Source organism: Rhizobium sp. CRRU65, assembly GCF_048551595.1.
Taxonomy (GTDB): Bacteria; Pseudomonadota; Alphaproteobacteria; order Rhizobiales; family Rhizobiaceae; genus Rhizobium; species Rhizobium leguminosarum_J.
This window is the reverse complement of sequence record NZ_JBLYZH010000001.1, coordinates 119,670-143,870: the sequence shown is the minus strand read 5'-3', so window position 1 is coordinate 143,870 and position 24,201 is coordinate 119,670. Positions and strand designations below refer to the sequence as shown.

The following is a 24,201-nucleotide window of genomic DNA, read 5'->3' as shown; positions in this document are numbered from 1 at the left end:
CATCATCGCCCGCAATCTGCGGACAGGTCGAAGGAAAGCCATCGAAGGCTGCCGGACAAGGATGTTACTGTTACATCGGCCCGTTGCTGGCGAGTTCCGGCGATTTTAAGCCCGCTTCCAGAATGCCTGTTCGAAGGGCAGTTTTGAGACTGCTGTCATAACGCGCTCCGGAGAACATCGCCGCGACTGTCCGGTCGAGATCGGGATGCAGCAGCCGAGCCGCGGCTATCTCCTGCTCCGTTACCGGCCGGTCACCGAGGCGAGCGATGGCGGCCAGCTTCAACACGGTCGTCGGCGTATCGGCTGCCGGGACTTGCCGGGCAAGGAAAACCGCTTCGGCATAGTGCCCCTGGCGGTAGGCGTCGAGGATCATGACGAAATTCGCGTCACGCATCGTCTGCCCGACGAGGTCAGTCGCCTGTTGCGCAAGGCGGACACCTTCTTCCCAATGCCCGCTCAGGAAGAGGGCCATGGAGAGCTTCGCCATGAGGTCGGCATTTTCCGGGTTGAGGGCGACGCCGCGCCGGCCGGCCGCAATGGAGGCGTCGCTCTGTCCAATCTGATATTGTGTCGCCAACTGGGCGAGCGCCGCCCTTGTCGAGGCGGGCGACACCATTGCAGCCCGGTTCGCAAGCTCGAGACCGCGGCCGAAGTAGCTGTCGTCGCCGGTCGTACGACCGGTCCAGATGAAGACGCGCGCAAGTGTTGCCATCGCGTCGGCGTCAGCCGGATCCGCGGCGATCGTTGCTTCGAGGCAGGGGCGGGCCGCTTGCAGAGCGGCCAGGCGGCGCTGTTCGACGGCAAATTCGCCCCTCAGCACGCAGATGTTGCCGGTCGCCGAGGCCGGCAGATTACGCCGTAACTCCATGGAGTTGACGACGCCGACAGGCCCGGCGATCTTGCGGGACACGCCGTAGACGAGCGCGCGCATCGCGCCATCTCGCGTCCCTGTTCCGGTTGGGCGTCGGTCCTGGTCGGTCCAGACGGCCTCTCCCGTGGACGCGTCGGAAACCTGCCACCACAAGGAGACGGATGTCGCATCCTCACCGTAGCGCATCCTGACGTCGTACGTCGTCTGCTCGGCCGGCTCGACGCCTGGCCTCGTCATTGCATCGGATTTGAGGCGGACGGTCCCGAACCGCGCAAGCGATACGGCCAGATCTTCGATGACCGCCTCTCCGGCCACCGCATCCTGCCGCGCCGCATTCAGCGATAATGAGACGAATGGCTTTTGTGTATCCAAAGGCGCGGGCATGGCGGCGCTGAAGACAGCGTAGCCTCCGGCCATGGCAATGGCGGCAAGGCCCGCCAGCGCGACGGCAGCGTAGGGTTTTCGGCTGACCGTGGACCTCAACGACGCGGTCGCGTCTTCGGCTGCCGGGGCGTCTTCCTCTTCGAGATCGGAAACATCGTCGCCTGGGCATGCCGGTTGCCCTCGCTGGACGAAGACAGGAACATATCGTCCGCGGGGAATGTCCAGGCGCGCTCCAGGCTCGTCGCCGAGCTGCTCGTAATATTTCGCCAAAGTCTCACGAAGACGCGTCGCTTCTATGCGCACGATCGGATCGGACGAGGGGTCGAACGACGCAGGCCGGTTGAAGACGTCGATCGCGATGGAATAGGCCTTCACCGTGTCGCCGCGACCTTCGAAAACGGCGTCGACGATGTATCTGAGAAACGCTCTATGGCGATCGGAGACATGAAGCCGCGGGTCGGCCAGAAGCCGCTCCGCCTCCGACCTTGCCTCGCTCTCACAGACCGCTTGTGCCCCGCTGCTCATGCCGTTCGCTGCCATTACGCACCTCACGCCCGCCCTTCCATAAGCTGTCGCGAATATGCGTCATGTCACTGAAAGTTGCAATCCTGTTCGCTTGCATGTGGGACGAATAGTCAGGAGCGTCGGTCCGGTTGCGGTCGCGCCATGCGTGCACGACAGCGGAGGACAACGTCGGATTCAAGCGCCTGACACACGCCCCGGTACTCTTCGACGAGTCCGTCCTCTCCGTCGCCGGGGCGCTGGACAAGGCGTTCCAGCGTGGCGGTCGCATCTTGATAAGCCTCGCAGAGAGCCTCGAAGGACGGATCGTTCGGCCAGAGGAGCTGAAGCTGGCCACGCAACGACGGCAGCCGCAGCATCAACTTCAAAAGTCCGCGGTGGGCGGCATCTCTGGCGGTGTCCATGGCGAGCAGGCGTTCCTTTCAGTCAGGAGGCATGCAATGAAGCGCGATGCGCCTCGGTCCATTCTCGCGCCGGTCAACCGCAAAAATCGAGAATGTTACTGTAACATTCGTACGGTAGTGCCCGCTTTCCGGATTTACGGTAACCGTTACAGCCTGTGGCCGTAAACAGTTTCGTGCTGGAATGCCTGCGATCGATATAGGAGGCTTCCGTGCGCCCGCATGCTCCAGCATTCCCGCTACTGCTGGCATTGGCCTCCTCGGCCAGTGCCCAGGAAGCGCACGACGCCGTCAACGAGGCCAACAATCCTCTGACCCCGAAGATCACCATCAATCTTCAGGATTATTATACTCCGAGCTTCATCAACACGCCGGGAGACCCCGAGGCGAACCAGTTCCTGCTCCGCGGTCTCATCCCATCGGACATGTTCGGGCTGCCGCAGCTTCTTCGCTTTACACTCCCGATCGCGACGTCCCCCGATGTTCCAAGCGGATATGTCACGGGGCTCGGTGACCTCACGCTGATGGATCTCTTCATCTTGCCGAAGCATAGAGATGTCACCCTCGGCGCCGGCCCGCTGCTCGTCGTTCCCACAGCCACGGACGAGTCCCTTGGAAGCGGCAAATGGCAGATCGGAGCGGCCGGCGTCGTCGTCGCACCTCAAAGCTGGGGTCTCCTTGGAGCCCTTGCGACCTATCAGGCGTCCTTCGCGGGCGTGGACGACCGGGAGGATGTGAGCCTTTTGACCTTCCAGCCGATCCTCAACATCAACCTGTCGGACGGCTGGTATCTGCGGTCGTCGGCGACGTGGAACTTCAATCTCGAGAGCGGCAACTCCTACATCCCCGTCGGCGCAGGCGTCGGCAAGGTTTTCCAGCTCGACAAGGGCGTGACGATGAACGCCTTCATCGAGCCTCAGTATACGGTCTGGCACGACGGACCGGGCGCGCCTCGCTGGCAGATCTTCGGCGGCGTCAACTTCCAGTTTCCGGTCGGACGGTGACATCCGACGCAATTCAGGAGCATCCATGCGTAAAACGGTTTTCGCGCTTCTCATGCTTTCGGCCGCTGCAACCACCGGCGCAGCGTTCACTCCTGAGGAGCTGGCATCCCGCACGGTCGAGCGACGCGCCGTCGAGGCCGTGATCTGGGGCATCCCGGCCGTCAACTACGACCTGATGCTCCAGGAGATGTTAAGCAAGACGAAGGGCAAGGTGAACCAGATCCTCTACTGGTCGCGGCCGCTCGACTGGCACAATCAGACCCTGACGCCCAATCCCGACGCGATCTATCTGATGGCATTCACCGACACCAAGAGCGTGGGTCCGGTCGTGATCGAGGTGCCGCCCGCCGAGGGAGGCTCGATCAATGGCAACATCGTCAACGTCTGGCAGATGGCCCTTGAAGATGCAGGCCCGTCCGGCGCGGACCAGGGCAAGGGCGGCAAATATCTTGTGCTTCCGCCGGGGTACAAAGACAAAGTCCCGGACGGGTACATCCCGCTCCAGTCCGATACCTTCGGCGGATACGCGCTTCTGCGATCGAACCTTGCCAGCCATAGCGATGCCGATATTGCCAAGTCCGTCGAATACGCCAAGCGACTGAAGGTCTATCCCTTGTCTCAGGCCGGCAACCCGCCCGAGACGGTCTTCACCGACGCCAAGGACGTCGTCTTCGATTCCACCATCAAATACGACGAAAGTTTCTTCAAGTCGCTCGCCCGGGTGGTGCAATACGAACCGTGGCTATCGCGCGACCGGGCGATGATCGACCAACTTCGGTCGCTCGGCATCGAGAAGGGCAAGACATTCTCTCCGACGCAGGCGGTTGCAAAACAGCTCGAAGCAGGCGTGAAGGAGGGCAAGGAATGGCTCGCGGAGAAGTACGATAGCGGGCTGGTTCCCTTCTACGACAACAGCCGATGGAACTTCGCGGGCAGCCCCGAACTGGTGAAGAGCGCCCAGGCTGGATATGACGAACCCGAAGCCTATCCGGTCGATCTGCGTGGCGTCGCCTACAGCTACGCCTTCGTTGGCCTGAAACGGATGGGGACCGGTCAGTTCTATCTGATCTCCATCAAGGACAACAAGGGCGAGGCCTTCGACGGTTCCAAGACATACCGGCTGACCGTTCCGGCCGACGTTCCCGTGAAGCAGTACTGGTCGCTAACCGCCTATGACCGGGAAACGCATGCGCTGATCCGAAACATGGACCGCGCCAGCCGGTCGTCCCAGATCGCCGACCTGAAGAAGAACGCCGACGGCACGGTCGATATCTTTCTCGGCCCCAAGGCGCCCGCAGGCCAAGATACGAACTGGATCCCGACGGACCCGAAGCGCGACTTCGAGGTGATGTTCCGCCTTTATGCGCCGACGAAGGCGCTGTTCGACAAGTCTTGGGCGCTGCCGGATCTCGAGCAGGTGCGCTAGAAGCGCAAGGAGGGACTAACATGAGAAGCTTCATTGTCGCAGTCGCCACCGCGGCCCTGGTCATAGGCACAACGGCCTCTGCCAAGGACGTTCTAACCGGGCCGGTCAAGACCCATATTGGACCTGTCGAACTGCAAGGAGGATATCCGAGCACGAAGTCCGTGAGCAAGCTCTATGACGAGCTCGACTTCCAGCGTGCCACGCAGGCCTACATATGGGCGACGCCGCTCGTTGCCATGGAGGCGCTAAGGTCAGCGAACACAAGCGACTGGGGCGTCGACTACAACGACGTCGGGCTCGTTGATGGATACACGACCCCGGTCGTCAGCGCCCTTACGGGCAACAACACCACTATCTACGCGGCCGTCTTCACCGATCTTGAGCGGGACGGACCTGTCGTCATCGACTCCCCCGTCGGCGTCTACGGCGTGATTGACGACTTCTGGCAACGACCGGTCGTGGAGGTCGGTCCGTTCGGTCCCGACAAGGGTAAGGGTGGCAAGTTCCTGCTGCTGCCGCCGGGCTACGACGGCCCCGTTCCAGACGGCTATCTAGCCGCGAAGTCGAAGACGAACCAGACGATGTTCATCGGCCGCGCCTTCGTAAAGGACGGAGACACCAAGTCGGCGGTGGACACGCTCGCTCGGATCAAAGTCTACCCGCTGTCTAAGGCCGAGCGTCCTCCCGAAACGCGTGTGGTCCGGGCTGGCGACCGACCGCTGAATTCGATCGCCCCGAAAGGCTTCGGCTACTGGCAGCTCCTCTCCGACGCTCTCGACAAAGAACCGGTCGAGGAACGAGATCGCTTCTTCCACGCGATGTTGAAGCCGCTTGGCATCGAGAAGGGGAAGCCCTTCAAGCCGGACGACCGGCAGAAGAAGATCCTGACGGAAGCGGCGGACGTGGGCTTTCTGATGGCTCAGACGCTCAGCATGGCTCCGCGCCTGGAAAACGCCTCATCCTATCCGGGAACGCATTGGGAATGGGTGCTGACCCTCGATCCATCCCAGGAGGCGCCCGGATACACTCAGCTCGACGAACGCACCGACTATACGTTCGAGGCGATCACTATCGCCGAAGGCATGATCAAGCAGATACCAGGCGCGGGATCCCAGTACATGAGTGCGGCGAAGGACAAGAGCGGGACGTGGCTGGACGGCGGCAGAGTTTACACCCTGCATGTCCCTGCCGACGTCCCTGCCAAGGAATTCTGGGCGGTCACCGTGTATGACGTCATGACCCGTTCGATGATCAAGACCGGCATCATGAAGGCCGGAGTGTCCAGCCACGACAAGCTGAAGGCCAATGCGGACGGCTCCGTGGACGTCCATTTCGGTCCAAAGCCGCCGAAGGACGACGTGAACTGGATCAGGACGATCCCCGGCCGCGGTTGGTTCGCCTATTTCCGCTGGTACGGACCGACCGAGAAGTTTTTCGACAAGACCTGGACTCTGCCGGACATCGTGGCCTCAAAATGATCACGACACCGTCGACTCTGCACACCGGCCGGCCGCAAACCCCGGCGCTGTAACAGTAATGCACGTCGCTCCTGCCGTGTATTAGCTGTCCTTTGCGAAAGACGAGGGGGTTCCCGGCGGTTCGATGCTTTCGACGACGAGTTCGGCGCGCGCGTCTTCCCCGGTCGCGGCGAACTCGTCGGCAGACTTGGCATCACCGCTGACCGCGAGCGCAATTGGCTCGACGATGAAGGCAGGCTTCGCCGGACCGATTTCTAAGGCATCGTCAATCTCTACTACGAGTTCCTCGATGGAACCAAATTCAATGTCTCAGGCATCGGGTTCGCCTCCAGCAACGACCGACTGTGGGGGCGGTGTGGGCGTGGGCGGATCGTACACTGGACGACGACAAATACTCGGTCTACGGCGAGGTTTCTGCGAACATCAGCCTTAGATCCTTCGGCGACAGCTATTCGATCCAGGGAACTGTCGGCCCGCGCGTGAAGTGGTGAGCGAGGCCCAGAGGCGACGAGCGGCGGGCGGTGGTAGGATGACGGAGTCAAGATCGGGTGAAGCGAGCGCGTGATCCGCAGGTGCGCGCAGGAGGCGACGACTCCGCCCACCATTTGCATTCGGGGTAACACTCAAATCGGCTGCACAGGCCGCCAACTTGTTACTGTAAATCCACGTCGCCTTTACAGTAACGGACTTCCCTCATTTGGATTCACCGCTAGCGTGTCGGCGCGGGTTCCGCTTGCCTTGCCGCGAGGAGATACGCGAATGGTCGATGAGCAGAAGAACAGAGCATTTTCTGGCGTTCCGCAGGGTCTTAGTCGACGTGATCTGCTAGTGGCGAGCACTGCGCTTGCAGCAAGTGCGGTGTCATTGTCAGCGCCCAGCCTCGCGATAGCGCAACAGGCCTCGTCGTCGGGGGGTGGGCGCAAGCCGAACATCCTGATGATCATGGCCGACGACATCGGCTGGTTCAACGCGAGTATCTACAATCACGGTATGATGAGCTACCGCACGCCGAACATCGACCGCATCGGGACTGAGGGCGCGATGTTCACGGACTGGTACGGAGAACAGAGCTGCACTGCCGGTCGCGCCGCATTCATCACCGGGCAATCTCCCATTCGGACGGGGCTGACAAAAGTCGGGCTTCCCGGCGCGGATATCGGCCTGCGGGCCGAAGACCCGAGCGTTGCCGAGTTTCTCAAACCACTCGGCTATGCGACCGGGCAATTCGGCAAGAACCACCTCGGCGACAAGGACGAGTTCCTTCCGACCAACCACGGCTTCGACGAATTCTTCGGCAACCTCTACCATCTCAATGCAGAGGAAGAACCTGAGAACCCGGACTACCCGAAGAATCCCGATTTCGCCAGGCGCTTCGGGCCACGCGGCGTCATTAGGGCTTCGGCCGACGGACGGATCGAAGACACCGGACCACTCACCACCAAGAGGATGGAGACGGTGGATCAGGAATTCCTCGGCGCTGCGATGGACTTCATCGACAGGCAGCAGAAGGCCGACAAGCCGTGGTTCTGCTACTTCAATCCAACCCGGATGCACGTTTTCACCCATCTCAAGCCAGAATCGAAGAACAAGACGGGGCTCGGCCTCTATCCGGACGGAATGGTGGAACTGGATGGCTATGTCGGGCAGTTGCTCCAGAAGCTCGAAGAGCTCGGGGTGGCTGACAACACCATCGTCGTCTTTACGACGGACAACGGCGCGGAAGTGATGTCTTGGCCGGATGGCGGCAACACGCCGTTTCGCGGGGAGAAGGCGACCAATTGGGAAGGCGGCTACCGGGTTCCGATGCTGATCCGCTGGCCTGGCACCATCAAGCCCGGAACCGTCTTCAACGAAACCTTCGCGCATTACGATCTAGTGCCGACTTTCGCAGCCGCAGGCGGTGATCCCGATATCGTCGAGAAGTGCCTCAAGGGCGGTCAGTTCGGCACCAAGACCTTCAAGGTCCATCTCGACGGCTACAATCTCATTCCTTTCTTCAAGGGTGAGGTAAAGGACGCCCCGCGGCGCGAATTCATCTACTGGAACGATGACGGTCAGCTTGTCTCCCTTCGCTACGATGATTGGAAGGCAGTCTTCATGGAGCAGAACCATGAGGGCATCGGCGTCTGGATGCGCGGTTTTGAGGAGCTGCGCATTCCGAAGCTGTTCAACTTACGCGCCGATCCCTTCGAACGGGGAGACGAGTCAATTCTTTACGACAAATGGTTGGCGGATCACGCTTTTGTTCAGGTTCCCTTGCAAGCACTGGCGGCAAATTGGCTGAGCAGTTTCAAGGAATTTCCGCCGAGGCAAAAACCCGCGAGCTTCAATCTCGACAAGGTCGTGGAACAGTTGTCCTCTCCGGCGTCGAAATGACATCGGTGGATCGCTTGTCATTGCATTCTTGGCATCTGTTGCAACCGTCGCTAGTTCAAGGAACGATGATGACTGCTTACTATGATTGCCATAGCGCTCCATGTCAGCAGCACATCGCTTTCCTTCTCTCTTTTTCTCGACATAGCCTTCAATGACCGTCGGGCGGGACGGCTTCGGCCGGAACCGTCTCTTTCAAATTCTTCCGGTGGAAGATGAAGAGCCCCGCAACGACGATGATTGCGGCACCGACGATGATCTGCGTATCGGGAATGTCGTTGAAGAACAGGTATCCGAGGACGATTGCCCAGAGCAGCAGCGTATATTGCAGCGGCGCGAGCAGCGATGCCGGTGCGAGCTTTAGCGAGCGGGTGATGAGTAGATGCGCGCAGGAGGCGACGATGCCGAGCAGCAGCATGCCGGACCAATCGATGAGCGTTGCCGGCTGCCAATGGCCGACGCTCAAAACGATGCCGGTGGCGAGCGCGGCGATCGTCTGCCATGTCACCAGCGTCGTGTCGCTGGTCGAGCGCAAATAGCGGCTCATCACCAGCGACAGTGCGAAGGCAAGGCTGCCGGCAAGGCCGAAGAGCGATGGAAGCGACAGTATCGCCGTGGACGGGCGCAGCGCGATGACGACGCCTGCGAAGCCGATCAGAACCGCCAGCCACCGGCGCCAGCCGATCTTCTCTCCAAGAAAGAAATGCGAGAGCGCCGCAATGTAGATCGGCCCGGCCATATAGAAGGTCATCACATCTGCGAGCGGCAGATAGGCGACGGCAGCGTAGAATAGGGCGACATCGACAGTCGCCATGAAAACACGGATGAACTGCAGGCCCTTCTGCTCGACGCGGAACAAGGCTATGGGCCCTTGCCGAAGGATCATTGGTCCGAGCACGATGAAGGCGCCGACCGAGCGGATCACCAGCACCTGGCCGACGGCAAAGCTCGCGACCAGCCACTTGCCCATTGCATCGTTCAGCGCAAAAAGAAGATCGCCGAGCAGCATCAGTAGGACGCCAGTCATGATCAGGTTTCCGGCATTGGCTACGCCAGTCTTGGTTGTCATCTTGGCATCCTCGCAAAGCAGCCGCGCATGCGTGGCCGAGTGCGGCTTCTGCCTTAACAATGCTGATGTCAAGCCGCCGGCGCGGAGGATCAGACGCCTAGAGCGCCCAATCATCCCAATTTTGAACTTCGGCCGCTTTGTCCTCGCGGCAAATGGTTTCCAGCGCCAGCGAGGCACGACTGGAGTGCCTTTGTTTATGCCGCAGGATCGCAAATTGGCGGGACGGCAGAGGGAAGCGCGCCTTTACCAGCAGACCTTGCGTCAAGAGCGGCGCGGCCACGGCACCTGAGACGACCGTCGCGCAGAGGCCCTCTCTTGCTGCCGATATGACCGCCTCGTTCGACGGCAGTTGCAGCGCGACAGCCAGATCTCCGGGGTCTATGCCGAGATTGGAAATCGCCGCCTCGAAAGCCGATCGGGTTCCGGACCCCTTTTCCCGCATGACCCATTTTGCGCCCGAAACCAGCTCTGCCGGTGCAATTGGTTTGCCACGCGCCCAGGGATGGCGCGGACCGACGACGATAAGGAGTTCGTCCTCGGCAAGCGGCTGAACATGCAGCGCCGGCTCATCAACGCTGCCTTCGACGAAACCGACTTCGGCCAATCCATCGAGAACCGCTTTTGCTGCCGTGGTCGTGTTGCCAATCATCAGCTTCAGGTCAATGCCAGGGTAGCGGATCTTGAAACGCATCAGCATCGCCGGCAGCCAGTAGCTGGCGATCGTCTGGCTCGCAAAAACGACCAGTTCGCCCTTTTGCAAGCCGCCGAGATCGGACAGGACGAGCGCTGCCGCCTTTGCGCGCGCCAGCGTCGCTCTAGCCTCCCCCAGAAACACCCGTCCTTCATATGTCAGCTCTATGCGGCGTCCGACGCGGTGGAAAAGCTCGACGCCATAGGAGGTCTCGAGATTGCGGATAGCCGAGCTGACGGCCGATGGCGTGAGCCCGATCGCAAAGGCGGCTTTGGTCAGATGCTCGCGTTCTGCAACCGCGATAAAAATGGAAAGCTGTTCAAACGTCATTGATTCAATCGTTCGATTTTACCGAATGAACCATGCTATACTATTCAATGGAAGTCGACAATTGAGTGTGGGAGATTAGAGCCCTACGCAAGGTCTTGCCGATGCTCGTTTCCACCTCACGTTCCCTGTCGCTTCCTGCCGTCCTGCCGGGGCTTGTCCTGTGTGCGGCAGTCACGCTCTCTGCATATCTCGTTGAACAGCTGCAGACGATGGTTTTCGGCTCGCACTGGATCGAGAGCCTCGTGCTCGCCATTCTGATCGGCATTGCCGTGCGCTCCTCGGTCTGCCTGCCGCAGACGTTTATTCCCGGCATCCAATTCGCCGCCAAGACATTGCTCGAGATTGCGGTCGTGTTGCTCGGCGCCTCGCTCAGCACGGCTGCCATCAGGCAGGCCGGACTGCCGCTTGTCGGCGGAATTGCCGTTCTGGTTGCTCTGTCTTTGGCCGGCAGCTTTGTTATCGGGCGGCTCTTCGGGTTGTCGGCCAGCCTGGCGACGTTGGTTGCTTGCGGCAACTCGATCTGCGGCAATTCCGCGATTGCCGCCGCAGCGCCCGTGATCGGCGCCAAACCCGACGATATCGCGGCCTCGATAGCCTTTACCGCACTACTCGGCATCGGTGCAGTGCTGACGCTGCCGCTTCTTCACCTGCTCTTTGGTCTGAGCGCCGTACAATATGGCGTTTTTGCAGGAGTGACAGCCTATGCCGTCCCGCAGGTCCTGGCGGCCACGGCCTCTGCCGGAGCCGTCAGCACCCAGGTGGGCACGCTCGTCAAACTGATCCGCGTGATGATGCTCGGACCGGTCATCCTCGTGCTCGGCGCAGTTCATGGCCGCCGCCCTGGCGGTTCGCCAGTCAATCTCCGCCATGTTCTCCCATGGTTCATCCTCGGTTTTGCAGCCATGGCGACGCTTCGTTCCCTCGACGCGATCCCGGCGCCGCTGCTGCCCGGGATGGCGGCGGTCTCCGCCGCCTTCACCGTCACCGCCATGGCGGCTTTGGGCCTCTCCGTCGATGTCAGATCCGTCGCCCATACCGGCGGTCGTGTCCTCGCATCGGCGGCGCTGTCGCTGTTGGCGCTGGGGGCTCTGGGGCTTTGCCTGATCGGGCTGCTGAATATCGTCTGATCGAGGTGATACGCCCAAAATACTTGCAAAGATTCCGGGTGCCTTCCAAGCGATCGGCGGCCAGCCCGTGCATCCAAGTCAGGCGGAAGCATAGGTCGTCATGTTTCCGTGACCCCTATTGCGCGCAATCGGCTGTAGAGCAATTCCACCAAAGTGCCTCGCGGACTTGCACCCGGATTGCACAAAACCAAAAGATAAAGCGTTCCCGGTGCGCGGAAAAGCGGACGCGCTCTGTTGGGGTCGTTTGCGGAACTGGGCGACATCACCAGTCGCCACGACGATCGGCATGAATTCTCGAGCGCTGGGCGGCTTACATCGACCGCCACGCGAGAGAGCGTTGTGAAATATATTTCACATGATGAATTATATTGACAGCGCTCTGCCGTTGCGATTATCTGCCCATACCGGACTTCGAGGAGGAACTCCGGTCTTCAATGGATCATCGGCAGCCGCTGAGGCGCCGCCGGATATTTGGGAGGGGCTTCGGCCTCGAGGAGGAAACTTGCGCAAATTTCTAAGCACGACCGCATTGGCGGTCCTTGCATCGACGCTTTTCGCCGGCGCGGCCAATGCGGACGCGGAAAATCCGTTCCGCTGCAAGCCCGGTGAAAAATACGTCATGAACGTCATGGTATCGGGCGTCGAATATTGGTTCCCGGTCTATGAAATGTTCAAGCAGGCCGGTCAGCAGCTCGGTTGCGAGACCGCCTATACCGGCACGCCGGAATATGACGTCAACAAGCAGATCGCCACTTTCGACCAGGCGCTGGCCCAGAACCCGGCCGGTATTCTCGTTCACCCGATGAACTCCGACCCGTTCATCGAGCCGATCAACCGGGCGATCGACCAGGGCACGGCGGTCGTGACATTCGCAGCCGATGCGCCGCTTTCCAAGCGCATCTCGTTCGTCACGTCGGACAATACCCGCGAAGGCACCTATGCGGCCGACGCGATTGCCGAAAAGATGGGTGGCAAGGGTGAGTATGCCGTTCTCGAAAATCCGGGCCAGGACAACCACGACAAGCGTATCGCCGCCTTCATCGCCCGTATGGAGGAAAAATATCCTGATATGAAGCTGGTCGGCCGCGCTGCGTCCAACCAGGACCCGAACAAAGCCTATCAGGGTCTGATGAGCTTGGTGCAGGCACATCCGAACATTGGCGCCGTCTTCATGCCGGAAGCGAATTCGGCCATCGGCGCTTCGCAGGCCAATAAGGAAAGCGGCGGCAAGATCCTCGTGATGTGCGCCGACGTCAACGCCAACATTCTCGACATGATCAAGGCGGGCGAAGTGTTCGGCTCGATCAACCCGAACCAGGGCATGCAGGGTTACATGGGCTTCATGCTCCTGTGGCTTGCCAAGCATCCGGAACTCATCGACCCGATGAACGACGCCAAGCGCGTCGGCTTCAATCCGATGAGCATTCCGTTCGTCGACAACGGCTTGTCGATCGTCACGGCTGCCAATGCCGACGATTTCTACTGGGACAAGTATCTGAAGCGGCGGGGCACCAAAGGCATCGAGGAGTAAGCTTTTGTGCCGGCTGTCCGGGGGCAGGAAACTCCGGACAGCCACCGCGAGCGGGAGGAGGAGACGATGATGGCGTCGGTGCCGGTTTTGGAAATCCGCAATGTCAGCAAGCACTTCGGTGCGGTGAAGGCGTTGACGGAGGTGAGCTTCAGCCTGGAGAAGGGCGAGGTTCATGCGCTTTGCGGCGAAAACGGCGCGGGCAAGTCGACGCTGATGAACATCATTGCCGGCGTGCTGCAGCCGACCGAGGGGGATGTTCTCGTCGATGGCGCGCCGGTAAAAGTGACGTCGCCGGCCGTGGCGCAATCGCTCGGGCTTGGCCTCGTGCATCAGGAAATCGCGCTCTGCCCCGATGCGACGGTGGCCGAGAACATGTTCATGGCCGCGACCAACCGCCGCCGCTCGCCTTTCATGAATTATGGCCGGCTGGAGCGGGATGCGCAGGTCGTGATGAACCGTCTGGCGCCGATCGACGTGCGCCGCAAAGTCGGCGACTTGTCGATTTCCAGCCAGCAGCTTGTCGAGATCGCCAAGGCGCTGACGCTCGATTGTCGGGTGCTGATCTTCGACGAACCGACGGCGGCTTTGACGGAATCGGAGACGCAGGTCCTGTTCGCAATCATCCGCGACCTCAAGGCGCAGGGTATTTCGATCATCTATATCAGCCACCGCATGGCCGAAATCTTCAGCCTGTGCGACCGGGTCACCGTGTTTCGCGATGGCCGTTATGTCTCGACGGAGAAGGTGGCGGACGTGACGCCGGATGATGTTGTGCGCCGCATGGTCGGGCGCGAGATCACCCAGCTCTATCCGGAAAAGCAGGCGCCGGCGGAGCGGACCGATGAGGTCATTCTGAGCGTTCGCGATCTCGGTGACGGCAGCCGCTTCACGGATGTGAACTTCGACCTGCGCAAAGGGGAAATTCTCGGCGTCGGCGGGCTGATCGGCTCGGGCCGCACCGAGATAGCCGAAGGAATTTGTGGATTGCGTCCGGTAATCGACGGCGAGGTGCAGCTGCACGGACAGCGGCTGCGGGCGCGCTCCTATGCGCAGGCAGCGCAGGCGGGCGTCGTCTATCTGTCGGAAGACCGGAAAGGCTCCGGCATATTCCTCGATCTTTCCATTGCCCAGAACATTGCCGTTCTCGATTTGAAATCGCTGACCGGGCCACTGGGACTGTTGAATTCCAAGGCCGAGGCGGATCGCGCCCACAACCTGGTCCGGCGGCTCGGCGTGCGGATGGGTGGCATCGACATGCCGGTCTCGTCGCTGTCGGGCGGAAACCAGCAGAAGGTGGCGATTGCCAAGCAACTGGCGGTCGATCCCAAGGTCATCCTGATGGATGAGCCGACCCGCGGCATCGATGTCGGCGCCAAATCGGAAATCCATCGGCTGCTGCGCGATCTCGCGCGCTCCGGCATCGGCATCGTCGTCATCTCGTCGGAACTGCCGGAGCTTCTCGGTCTGTGCGATCGGGTGCTGGTCATCCACGAAGGTACGGTTGCAGGCGAGGTCGAGGGCGAGGCGATGACGGAGGAAGCGATCATGCGGCTCGCCTCGGGTATCGGCGGTCACAACAATTCAAAGGCATCAGAGCATGCCGCATAGGGAAAAAGCAGGGGCAGGAGACAGGGTCATGGCGGACGCTACATTGGCAACGGCACCTCAGGCACGCGCGCCCGGCTGGAAACGGCTGGGGACGATGCGCGAGGCGGGACTGATCGCGATCATCCTGGCGCTCTGCATCGTCATGAGTTTTGCCTCGCCGCATTTTCTGACGCTCGGCAACTTCCGGGCGATGCTGATGTCGTTCTCGGTGGAAGGGATCGTCGTCGTCGGCATGACCATCCTGTTGATCGTCGGCGGCATCGACCTGTCGGTCGGCTCGGTCGTCTGCTTCTCGATGGTGCTGTCGGGCTCGCTGTTCCTGATGGGGCTCGATCCGTGGAGCGCATCTCTGATCGGCATTCTTGCCAGCGGCCTGATCGGCTGTGCCATGGGCTTCTTCGTCACGGTCGTCGGGCTCAACCACTTCATCACCTCGCTTGCGGCGATGGTCATCGTGCGTGGTATCTGCCTGATCATCACCAAGGGAACGCCGCTGTCGCTGTTCACCTTGCCGCCCTCGTTCAAGGCGGTCGGGCAGGGCACATTCTATGGCGTCCCCTATGTGATCCTGATTTTTGTTGCGGTTGTCGTGCTGTTCGATTTCCTGTTGCGCCGGGCAACCGCCTTCCGCAAGGTGTTCTACACCGGCAGCAACGAGAAGGCGGCGCTCTATTCCGGTATCAAGACCAACCAGGTGAAGTTCTGGGTGACGGTGCTCTGCGCCACACTGTCCGGTGTTGCCGGGGTCATCTACATGTCTCGCTTCGGTGCCGCGACCCCGACCTTTGGTGTCGGCATGGAACTCAACATAATCGCAGCCGCTGTGATTGGCGGTGCGTCGCTGAATGGCGGTTCCGGCACGATCCTTGGGGCTATTCTCGGCATTGCCCTGCTGTCGGTCGTAACAAGCTCATTGATCTTGCTCGACGTGTCTGTCTATTGGCAAGACATGATCAAAGGCTGCATTCTGCTTGCCGCCGTCTCGATCGATCATTTCCTGCACAAGCGGAAGGCTGCCTGATATGCCGATAGCCAAGCTCAAACCCGCAAATGCGCCGCGCGAGGAAATCGTCATCGCCCGGCAGATGCACCAGGCTCTGGTGCTGCATTTCCTCGAAGGGCTGACGCAGGCGCAGATTGCCGATCAGCTTGGCATCTCGCACGCCACCGTCAACCGGCTGATCAAGCGCGGCCGCCAGCTCGGTCTGGTCGAGATCAAGATCAAGTCGCCGGTCGAGCCGCTGGTCGATATGGAAGAACGGCTACAAGCGCTTGGCGGTATCGGCCGCGCCGTGGTGGTGCCGACAGTGTCCGACAATCCGCAGACGGCACTTCAAGCCGTCGGCGAAGCGGCAGCAAGGTTGCTGCTGGAAGAGATCACCGACGGCGATACGATCTGCATCACCGGCGGCAAAGGGGTGAGCGCCGTCGTTGCCGGTCTGCAGCCGCCGCGTCGTTTTGATGTCGAGGTCATTCCAGCAACTGGCTGCGTGCAGGGTAAACACTATACCGACGTCAATCATGTCTCGACCTTGATGGCCGACCGGCTTGGGGGGCGTTCCTACCAGATCCATGCGCCCCTCTTTGCCGATGATGCCGAGCAGCGGGCGATGCTGATCAACATGCGTTCCGTTGCAGACGTTTTCAAACGGGCGCGTGAGGCGAAGGTGGCGGTGGTCGGCATCGGCTCGATCCTCTCGGACGATTCGAGCTATTACGACCTCCATCCATCCTCGAGCACCGACCGCGCCGCGATCGAGCGGTCCGGCGCCTCCTGCGAATTGCTGGCGCATCTGCTCGATGATCATGGCCAGGTCTGCGACTACAGCCTCAACCGTTCGCTGGTGTCGCTGACGCTGGCGGAATTCGCCTCCATCCCCACCAAGATCGGTGTGGCGAGCGGGCCGAACAAGGCAGGTCCCATCCTCAGTGTTCTGCGCGGCAATCATCTCGATACGTTGGTGACCGATGAGGCGACGGGTGCCCGCGTGCTGGCACTGGCGAATGGTGAAGGAAAATGGGCATGAGCGAACAGCAACTGACACGTGAGATCGGCAGATCGGGCGTTTCCGCCTCGGCGGTGGGGCTCGGCACCTGGGCGATCGGCGGCTGGATGTGGGGTGGGACCGATGAGGCCGAATCCATCGCCGCAATCCAGGCATCGCTCGATGCCGGCGTGACGCTGATCGACACGGCGCCGGCCTATGGGCTCGGACGTTCCGAGGAGATCGTCGGCAAGGCACTGACCGGGCGCCGCGACAAGGCTGTCATCGCTACCAAATGCGGCCTTGTCTGGCATACGCAGAAGGGCCGTCGTTTCTTCGACCAGGACGGCAAGCCGGTCCACCGTTATCTCGGCCGCGACGCGATCCTGCACGAGGTCGAGGAAAGTCTTAGGCGGCTCGGAACCGACTATATCGACCTCTACATCACTCATTGGCAGGACCCGACGACCCCGATCGAGGAAACGATGCGGGCGCTGCAAGACCTGCGCTCATCGGGCAAGATCCGGGCAATCGGCGCAAGCAATGTCAGCCCCGACGACCTCAATGGCTATATCGCTGCCGGTGATCTCGATGCGATCCAGGAGCGGTTCAGCATGATCGACCGGGAAATCGAGGCGGAACTTCTGCCGCTGACAAAGGCCAACGGCATTGCGACGCTGAGCTATTCGTCGCTGGCGCTGGGGTTGCTGTCCGGGACCATCGGTCCTGACCGCGTGTTTTCCGGCGACGACCAGCGCAAGGGCAATCCGCGCTTTTCAGTCGGCAACCGCCGGAAGGCAACGGCGCTGGCCGACGCCATCCGGCCGGTCGCCGAAAAACACGGCGCCAGCATCGCCCAGATCGTGATTGCCTGGACGCTGGCGCAGCCTGGCATCACTTTTGCACTTTGCGGGGCGCGCAATCCGGCACAAGCGCTCGATAATGCGCGGGCCGGGACCATCCGGCTGAATGCGGCCGAGCTTGCGGCCATCGATACGGCCATAGCGGCGAAACTGACTGACATGGACAGGTAGCGGATCGCCATCATGAAACGGCAAGAGATATTGGACGGGCTCCGCCGGAGCCCGAAGGTGGACGTGTGTGTCATCGGCGGCGGCATCAACGGCATCAGCGTCTTTCGGGAGCTGTCGCTCCAGGGGCTGAACGTGCTGCTCGTCGAGAAACACGACTATTGCTCCGGGGCCAGTTCGGCGCTGTCGCGCATGGTGCATGGCGGGCTTCGCTATCTTGAAAACGGCGAATTCAAGCTGGTGCAGGAATCGCTGGTCGAGCGGGACCGGCTGCTGCGCAATGCGCCACACTACGTCGCGCCGCTGCCGACGACGGTGCCGGTGTTCGATATCTTTTCCGGCCTCGGCAATGGCATCGTCCGCTTCCTGGGTCTCAGCCGCCGCCCGAGCCGGCGTGGCGCTATCGCCATCAAGGCAGGCCTGAGCATCTATGATTTCCTGACCCGCAAGCGGGCATTGATGCCGCACCACCAGTTTCGCGGCCGCCGCACGACGCTTGCCAAGTGGCCGGCGCTCAATCCCGACATCAAGAGTTCCGCCACCTATTTCGACGCCTGGGTCAGCCATCCGGAGCGGCTGGGCATCGAGCTTCTACAGGACGGTCTGTCAGCAAAGTTCGGGGCAATGGCGCTGAACTATGCGGAACTGCGGCTGACAGAGGATGGTCAGTACCGTGTCGAAGACCAGATCGGCGGTGCGTCCGTTGCCGTTGAACCGGCGCTGATCATCAACGCCACCGGCGGCTGGATCGACATCGCCAATCAGACCTTGTTTTCGCCGGAAGCGCGGCCGGCTCCACTGATGGGCGGCACCAAGGGCTCGCATCTGATCGTCGACAATGCAGAGCTGCGCGACGCGCTCGCCGATCACATGATCTACTATGAGAACGAGGACGGGCGCATCTGTATCCTGTTTCCCTATCTCGGCAAGGTTCTCGTTGGTTCCACCGATATCCGTGTCGATGATCCGGAAACGGTGCGCTGCGAGGCAGACGAGCGGAATTATATCCTGCAATCGCTCGCCTTCGTGCTGCCTGATATCGTCATCCGGCCGGAACAGATCGTTTTCCAGTTTTCCGGCGTGCGGCCGCTGCCGGCCAGCACCGACAGTTTTACAGGGCGCATCCCCCGCGATCATTTCTGCACCGTGCTGGAGCCTTCCGAGGGTGGTCCACCGGTTCTGTGCATGATCGGCGGCAAGTGGACGACATTCCGGTCCTTCGGGGAACTGGCGGCCGACATGTCTTTGGAACGGCTAGGCAGGCAGCGCCGCGTTCAGACAACCGATCGGCCGATCGGCGGCGGGCGGTCATTCCCCGCCAACGCGCCCGCTTGGCTAACGCAGGTGGCAGCCAGCAAGGGCCTCTCCGGCCCACGCATGGGCGAGCTGTTTGCCCGATACGGTACGGATGCGGAGACGATTGCCGGTTTCATCGCGGCAGGCCCCGATGCCGCGCTGCCGCACGCCGGCTACTCGATGCGCGAATTGCAGTTCCTGATCCGCTGTGAAGCGGTGGAACATCTCGACGACCTGCTTTTGCGGCGCACGACGCTGGCTGTTTCTGGCGAGCTTTCGCTCGACATGATGGATGCTGTGCTCGACCTGCTGACGCAGGAAAAGCACTGGACGCTCGCGCATCGCACCCGTGAGCGCGACCGTTTTCTCACCCTTCTCACCGGACGCCACGGCGTCGACGAAGACATGCTTTCCGCAAGGAACGAACCAAGGAGCATAGAATGCGACACAACAGCAAAGTCCGGATGAACCGGCTGTTCGGCGGCGGCCGTTGCCTCGACGTGGCGATCGATCACGGCGTGTGCAACGAACCGTCCTTCCTCAACGGGCTGGAGGATATTCAGGCCGTCGTCAAGGCGCTGGTTTCTGCGGGGCCGGATGCCATCCAGATGAATTACGGCCAGGCGGACCTGCTGCAGGACGTGTCAGGCAAGGACAAGCCGGCTCTGGTCATGCGCATCGACATGGGCAATCCCTATAACCGGATCCGCCATCGCGACATGTGGGCGGTGCTGCAGAACGAGGCCGAGCCGCTGATCGGCGCGATCGAAATGGATGCGGCCTGCGTCGTCGTCAACCTGTTCATGCTGCCGGACGAGCCGGACCTGTTCCGCCAATGCGTGCAGAACATTTCCCGGGTGCGGGCCGATTGCGACAAGTATGGCATGCCGCTGATGATCGAGCCGCTGGTGATGCAGCCGGTCACCGAAAAGGGTGGCTACATGGTAGACGGCGATGCAGACAAGATCGTTACGTTGACGCGGCTTGCCCGCGAGATGGGGGCGGACATCGTCAAGGCGGATCCGACCACCAATGCCGAGGATTTCCATAGAGTGGTGGAAGCAGCCCGTTGCCCGGTTCTGGTGCGCGGTGGCGGCAAGGAAGATCTTCGTGCCGTCTTCGACAAATCCGCCGCCTTGATGCGACAGGGCGCAATGGGCATGGTTTATGGGCGCAACATCTATCAGCACGCCAATCCGAGTGCGGTGGTGCGTGGGCTGATGGCGATCGTGCACGAGGATGCGAGCGGCGAACAGGCCATTGCGCTCTATCAGCAGGGTTGAGCAGCGATCTCGAACCTTGGGAGGGTTCTGCATGGGAAACTATCTTTTGGGGCTCGACGCCGGAAACACCGTCATCAAGGCGGTGATTTTCGACCGGGCGGGCAAGGAGATCGCAGCTGCGTCCGAAGAAGGACACAGCCGCATGCCGAGCCCGGGGCATGTCGAGCGGGGTCTGGACGAACTCTGGACGAATGCACGGCAGGTTATCCGCGCTTGCATCGAAAAGGCAGAGATCCAGCCGGAGGAAATTGCCGCGATCGGTTGCGCCGGGCATGGCAACGGTCTCTATGCGCTTGATCGCGACGGCGCTCCGCTCATCGGCATCCAGTCGCTCGACACACGGGCGGCCGGGCTGGTCGATGAATGGCGAGAAGCCGGCGTTGGAGACCGGACCTATCCGATTGCCCGCCAGCGCCCGTGGCCATCCCAGACGCCGACATTGCTTGCCTGGCTGAAGCGTCACCGGTCGGACCTGTTCAACCGCATCGGTACGGTGTTCTTCTCCAAGGATTTCGTCGTCAACCGCCTGACTGGCCGCCGCGTCAGCGAGGTGTCCGACATGTCGGGGGCCGGTCTGCTCGATCTTGCCGCGCGCCGCTACGACAAGGCACTGATGGAGGCCTATGGGCTGGGCGATTGCATGGACCTGTTGCCGCCGCTCATCGAAAGCGCCGACATTGCCGGCACGGTAACGGAAGAGGTGGCGGCGCAAACCGGGCTCGCCGCCGGGACGCCTGTGGTCGGCGGGCTGTTCGACGTTGTCGCCTCGGCGCTCGGCTCGGGCGTTTCGCGCACCGGCAGCGCCTCGATCATCGCCGGCACCTGGAGCATCAACCAGGTCGTTATCGATAGTCCCGACCTCGACGGGCCGGTCTTCATGTCCTCGACCTTCGATCGCAGCCGCTACATGGCGATGGAAAACAGCGCCACCTCGGCGGCCAATCTCGAATGGCTGGTGCGGGAGTTCTTCGAAGGCGAGCATGCGGAAGGCGTGTCGCCCTTCGATGCCTGCTGCGCGCTGGCCGGGGCGATCGAGCCCACGGCAGACGACCCGCTCTACCATCCCTATCTCTATGGCGCCCAGCAGGACGGCCACGCACGCGCCGGCTTCTATGGCATTGCCGGTTGGCACACCAAGGGGCATCTCGTTCGCGCGCTTCTCGAAGGGGTCGCCTTCGGTCATCGCCAGCACATCGAGACGATCCGAAAGGCCGGCGCGGTGTTCAACGAAGCGGTGCTCTCCGGCGGCGGCTCGCGCAGCCTGATCTGGCCGCAGATCTTTGCCGATGTGCTCGGCGTTCCGGTCAGCGTTGCCCGCTCGCGTGAAACCGGTGCGCTGGGAGCGGCGATTGCGGCCGGAACCGGCGTCGGCATTTTCGCGGACTTCGGCGCTGGTGCTGCGGCCATGGTCCGGACCGAGAGGCTTTATCGTCCGGATGTCTCGCTTGAGGCGCATTACGCGCGGCGCTACGCTCTCTATCAGGATATCGCCGAAGCGATGGCACCGCTCTGGCGGCGTCTGACGGCGGTCCCCCCGGCGGCAGCGGGGGCAGCGGCGTGAATATTCGTGTGAATGATGCAGCCATTGATGCGGGAAGCTACGACATCATCATCGTCGGCGCGGGATCGGCGGGATGCGTTCTGGCCAACCGGCTATCGGCCGATCCGAAAACCCGCGTCCTGCTGCTCGAAGCCGGCGGCAGCGACCGGTACCATTGGGTGCATGTACCGATCGGCTATCTCTACTGCATGGGCAATCCGCGCACCGATTGGATGATGAGGACGGCGGCGGAGGCCGGACTGAACGGTCGGTCACTGCCCTATCCGCGTGGAAAAGTGCTGGGCGGCTGTTCGTCGATCAACGGCATGATCTACATGCGCGGCCAGGCGGCCGATTACGACGGCTGGCGGCAGGCGGGTAATTCCGGCTGGGGCTGGGACGACGTGCTGCCCTATTTCCTGAAATCCGAGGACAACTATCGTGGCCAGTCGCCAATGCACGGGGCAGGCGGCGAATGGCGGGTGGAAAAGCAGCGGCTGTCCTGGCCGATCCTCGATGCCTTTCGCGATGCCGCCGAAGAACTCGGCATCCCGAAGACCGACGATTTTAACGATGGCGACAATGAAGGCTCGGGCTATTTCGAGGTCAACCAGCGCGGCGGCCTGCGCTGGAACACGACCAAGGCCTTCTTGCGCCCGGCGATGAAGCGGCCCAATCTGCGTGTGCTGACCGGCGCCGAAACCGAGCGGCTGGAATTCGAGGGCAGAATGGTGACCGGCGTGCGGTTCCGGCTGAACGGACGGAGTCATCTGGCTCGCGCCGGTCGCGAGGTCATTCTGTCTGCCGGTGCGATCAATTCGCCGAAAATCCTTGAGCTTTCCGGGATCGGTCGACCGGATGTGTTGTCGGCTGCTGGGCTGGACGTCGTCCACGAACTTCCAGGTGTCGGCGAAAACCTGCAGGATCATCTGCAAATCCGCACGGTCTTCCGCATCGAGGGCGCAAAGACGCTGAACCAGCTCTATCACAACCTGTTCACCCGCGCGGGCATGGGGCTTGAATATATGCTGCGCCGGTCCGGGCCTCTGTCGATGGCGCCGAGCCAGCTCGGTATCTTTGCCAAGAGCGATCCGGCTGTTGCGACCGCCGATCTCGAATATCACGTGCAGCCCTTGAGCACCGACCGGCTCGGCGAGCCGCTGCACAAATATCCCGCCGTCACCGTCTCCGTCTGCAATCTGCGGCCGGAGAGCCGGGGGAGCGTGCATGTTAGCGGCCCGAACCTTTCGGTGGCGCCGGAAATACGCCCGAATTATCTTTCGACCGTCGGCGACCGGATGGTTGCGACGAAATCGATCCGGCACGCCCGCCGGCTCATGGAGGCCGGTGCCATCGCCAAGTACCGGCCGCAGGAGATGTTGCCGGGCACGGAATACCGGACCGACGAGGACCTGATCCGTCGTGTCGGCGATATCGCCACGACGATCTTCCATCCGGTCGGCACCTGCAAGATGGGCAGCGACACGATGGCGGTTGTTGATTCGCAATTGCGGGTGCATGGGCTGGCGAAACTGCGGGTGGTCGATGCCTCGATCATGCCGACAATCGTGTCGGGCAATACCAACTCGCCGGTGATCATGATTGCCGAGAAGGCCGCGGAAAGCATTCTATCAGGGGTGTGATGGGCTCTTCGCCGTGATGACTCCTCGCATTGTCTAAAGCGAATGCGTGGAACATCCTTTTCTCAGAGACAAAATGCTCAGTTTGCCGCGACTGCGCTGGCGTGAGGGTCGTCACTATTCGGAATTTCCAAGGTGCTGACGTTAAACGACACGCCCAGACCTCGATTGGCGGCGTTTCGGCTTAAAGCATACCGCGCAACTGTGCAGCGGTTTTCCGACAACGACATGCGCACAAAAAACTAAAGCGCGAAGAGCGAATATGAAAAATCGCGCCGCGCTGTAGAGTACGAAGGCATTCGCGCCTGCGGCTCGTAATGATGAGCCCAACCCGCTCAATGCAGGTTGGGCCATTTTTGATCAGAGAGTCGAGACGTTCTCAGCCTTCGATTTTCCGGTCTTGCGATCTTGTCCAACTTCGAAGCTGACCTTGTCGCCTTCGCGGAGCGACCCGCCGCTCTGCAGCGCAGACACGTGAACAAAAACGTCCTGCCCGCCACCCTCAGGGGTGATGAAGCCGAAGCCCTTGTCGTCATTGAAGAATTTAACGGTACCTGTCGGCATGAGATAACTATTTCCTTGTGTCGTTCAGCGATTTGCGAAGGCGAAAC

General features: G+C 61.4%; 19 protein-coding genes. 15 read left to right on the top strand and 4 right to left on the bottom strand.

Going from position 1 to position 24,201, the window contains the following annotated elements; translation table 11 throughout:
* Positions 1–70 precede the first annotated feature (70 nt).
* A complete protein-coding gene (locus ACM5SV_RS00695) occupies positions 71–1,795 on the bottom strand; it encodes a tetratricopeptide repeat protein (protein WP_222078709.1) in 1,725 nt (574 codons plus the stop codon).
* Positions 1,796–1,908: 113 nt separating this feature from the next.
* Between ACM5SV_RS00695 and ACM5SV_RS00690 the strand changes: the two genes are divergently transcribed.
* The 5 genes from ACM5SV_RS00690 (at position 1,909) to ACM5SV_RS00670 (ending at position 8,462) form a co-directional block, all read left to right on the top strand.
* Positions 1,909–2,346, top strand: coding sequence for a hypothetical protein (locus tag ACM5SV_RS00690; RefSeq protein ID WP_222078710.1), 438 nt, complete (start codon positions 1,909–1,911; stop codon positions 2,344–2,346).
* Between the two features lie 44 nt (positions 2,347–2,390).
* The gene (locus ACM5SV_RS00685; RefSeq protein ID WP_222078711.1) at positions 2,391–3,182 is read left to right on the top strand and encodes a hypothetical protein; all 792 of its coding nucleotides are present in this window, start codon (positions 2,391–2,393) and stop codon (positions 3,180–3,182) included.
* Positions 3,183–3,207: 25 nt separating this feature from the next.
* Positions 3,208–4,608 carry a DUF1254 domain-containing protein gene (locus tag ACM5SV_RS00680; RefSeq protein ID WP_222078712.1) on the top strand — a complete coding sequence of 467 codons (1,401 nt, stop codon included), beginning with the start codon at positions 3,208–3,210 and terminating at the stop codon, positions 4,606–4,608.
* A 20-nt stretch (positions 4,609–4,628) separates the two neighbouring features.
* A complete protein-coding gene (locus tag ACM5SV_RS00675) occupies positions 4,629–6,086 on the top strand; it encodes a DUF1254 domain-containing protein (RefSeq protein ID WP_419424884.1) in 1,458 nt (485 codons plus the stop codon).
* A 759-nt stretch (positions 6,087–6,845) separates the two neighbouring features.
* Entirely contained in the window at positions 6,846–8,462 is a 1,617-nt protein-coding gene (locus ACM5SV_RS00670) for an arylsulfatase (protein WP_222078714.1), read from the top strand.
* A 148-nt stretch (positions 8,463–8,610) separates the two neighbouring features.
* On the opposite strand, the gene ACM5SV_RS00665 is transcribed toward ACM5SV_RS00670, so the two are convergent.
* Positions 8,611–9,528, bottom strand: coding sequence for a DMT family transporter (locus ACM5SV_RS00665; RefSeq protein WP_222078715.1), 918 nt, complete (start codon positions 9,526–9,528; stop codon positions 8,611–8,613).
* 97 nt (positions 9,529–9,625) lie between these two features.
* Positions 9,626–10,549: a LysR family transcriptional regulator gene (locus ACM5SV_RS00660; protein WP_419424883.1), complete on the bottom strand. Its 924-nt coding sequence runs from the start codon at positions 10,547–10,549 to the stop codon at positions 9,626–9,628.
* Between the two features lie 65 nt (positions 10,550–10,614).
* On the opposite strand from ACM5SV_RS00660, the gene ACM5SV_RS00655 reads away from it, so the two are divergent.
* From ACM5SV_RS00655 to ACM5SV_RS00610, 10 genes are all read left to right on the top strand, one after another.
* Positions 10,615–11,676, top strand: a complete 1,062-nt coding sequence (locus ACM5SV_RS00655) for a YeiH family protein (RefSeq protein ID WP_222079415.1) — start codon at positions 10,615–10,617, stop codon at positions 11,674–11,676.
* 502 nt (positions 11,677–12,178) lie between these two features.
* The gene (locus ACM5SV_RS00650; RefSeq protein WP_003562681.1) at positions 12,179–13,207 is read left to right on the top strand and encodes a substrate-binding domain-containing protein; all 1,029 of its coding nucleotides are present in this window, start codon (positions 12,179–12,181) and stop codon (positions 13,205–13,207) included.
* 69 nt (positions 13,208–13,276) lie between these two features.
* Positions 13,277–14,815 (top strand): sugar ABC transporter ATP-binding protein, encoded by a 1,539-nt coding sequence (locus ACM5SV_RS00645; protein WP_128406936.1) that lies wholly within the window; start codon positions 13,277–13,279, stop codon positions 14,813–14,815.
* A gap of 28 nt (positions 14,816–14,843) precedes the next feature.
* Positions 14,844–15,836: an ABC transporter permease gene (locus ACM5SV_RS00640; RefSeq protein ID WP_128439727.1), complete on the top strand. Its 993-nt coding sequence runs from the start codon at positions 14,844–14,846 to the stop codon at positions 15,834–15,836.
* A gap of 1 nt (position 15,837) precedes the next feature.
* Complete coding sequence (locus ACM5SV_RS00635; RefSeq protein WP_003562674.1) at positions 15,838–16,842, top strand: sugar-binding transcriptional regulator; 1,005 nt, start codon at positions 15,838–15,840, stop codon at positions 16,840–16,842.
* The gene (locus ACM5SV_RS00630) at positions 16,839–17,834 is read left to right on the top strand and encodes an aldo/keto reductase (RefSeq protein ID WP_222005140.1); all 996 of its coding nucleotides are present in this window, start codon (positions 16,839–16,841) and stop codon (positions 17,832–17,834) included. The genes ACM5SV_RS00635 and ACM5SV_RS00630 overlap by 4 nt, the downstream gene beginning before the upstream one ends.
* A 12-nt stretch (positions 17,835–17,846) precedes the next feature.
* The gene (locus tag ACM5SV_RS00625) at positions 17,847–19,595 is read left to right on the top strand and encodes a glycerol-3-phosphate dehydrogenase/oxidase (protein ID WP_221995380.1); all 1,749 of its coding nucleotides are present in this window, start codon (positions 17,847–17,849) and stop codon (positions 19,593–19,595) included.
* The gene (locus ACM5SV_RS00620) at positions 19,568–20,410 is read left to right on the top strand and encodes a class I fructose-bisphosphate aldolase (protein ID WP_128439730.1); all 843 of its coding nucleotides are present in this window, start codon (positions 19,568–19,570) and stop codon (positions 20,408–20,410) included. Before ACM5SV_RS00625 ends, ACM5SV_RS00620 begins: the two co-directional genes overlap by 28 nt.
* Before the next feature lie 31 nt (positions 20,411–20,441).
* Positions 20,442–21,971, top strand: a complete 1,530-nt coding sequence (locus ACM5SV_RS00615; RefSeq protein WP_003562666.1) for an FGGY-family carbohydrate kinase — start codon at positions 20,442–20,444, stop codon at positions 21,969–21,971.
* Positions 21,968–23,593: a GMC family oxidoreductase gene (locus tag ACM5SV_RS00610; RefSeq protein WP_003562665.1), complete on the top strand. Its 1,626-nt coding sequence runs from the start codon at positions 21,968–21,970 to the stop codon at positions 23,591–23,593. The genes ACM5SV_RS00615 and ACM5SV_RS00610 overlap by 4 nt, the downstream gene beginning before the upstream one ends.
* Positions 23,594–23,950: 357 nt before the next feature.
* Here ACM5SV_RS00610 and ACM5SV_RS00605 read toward each other — a convergent pair whose 3' ends face one another.
* Positions 23,951–24,154 (bottom strand): cold-shock protein, encoded by a 204-nt coding sequence (locus ACM5SV_RS00605; RefSeq protein ID WP_003550088.1) that lies wholly within the window; start codon positions 24,152–24,154, stop codon positions 23,951–23,953.
* Positions 24,155–24,201: the final 47 nt, after the last annotated feature.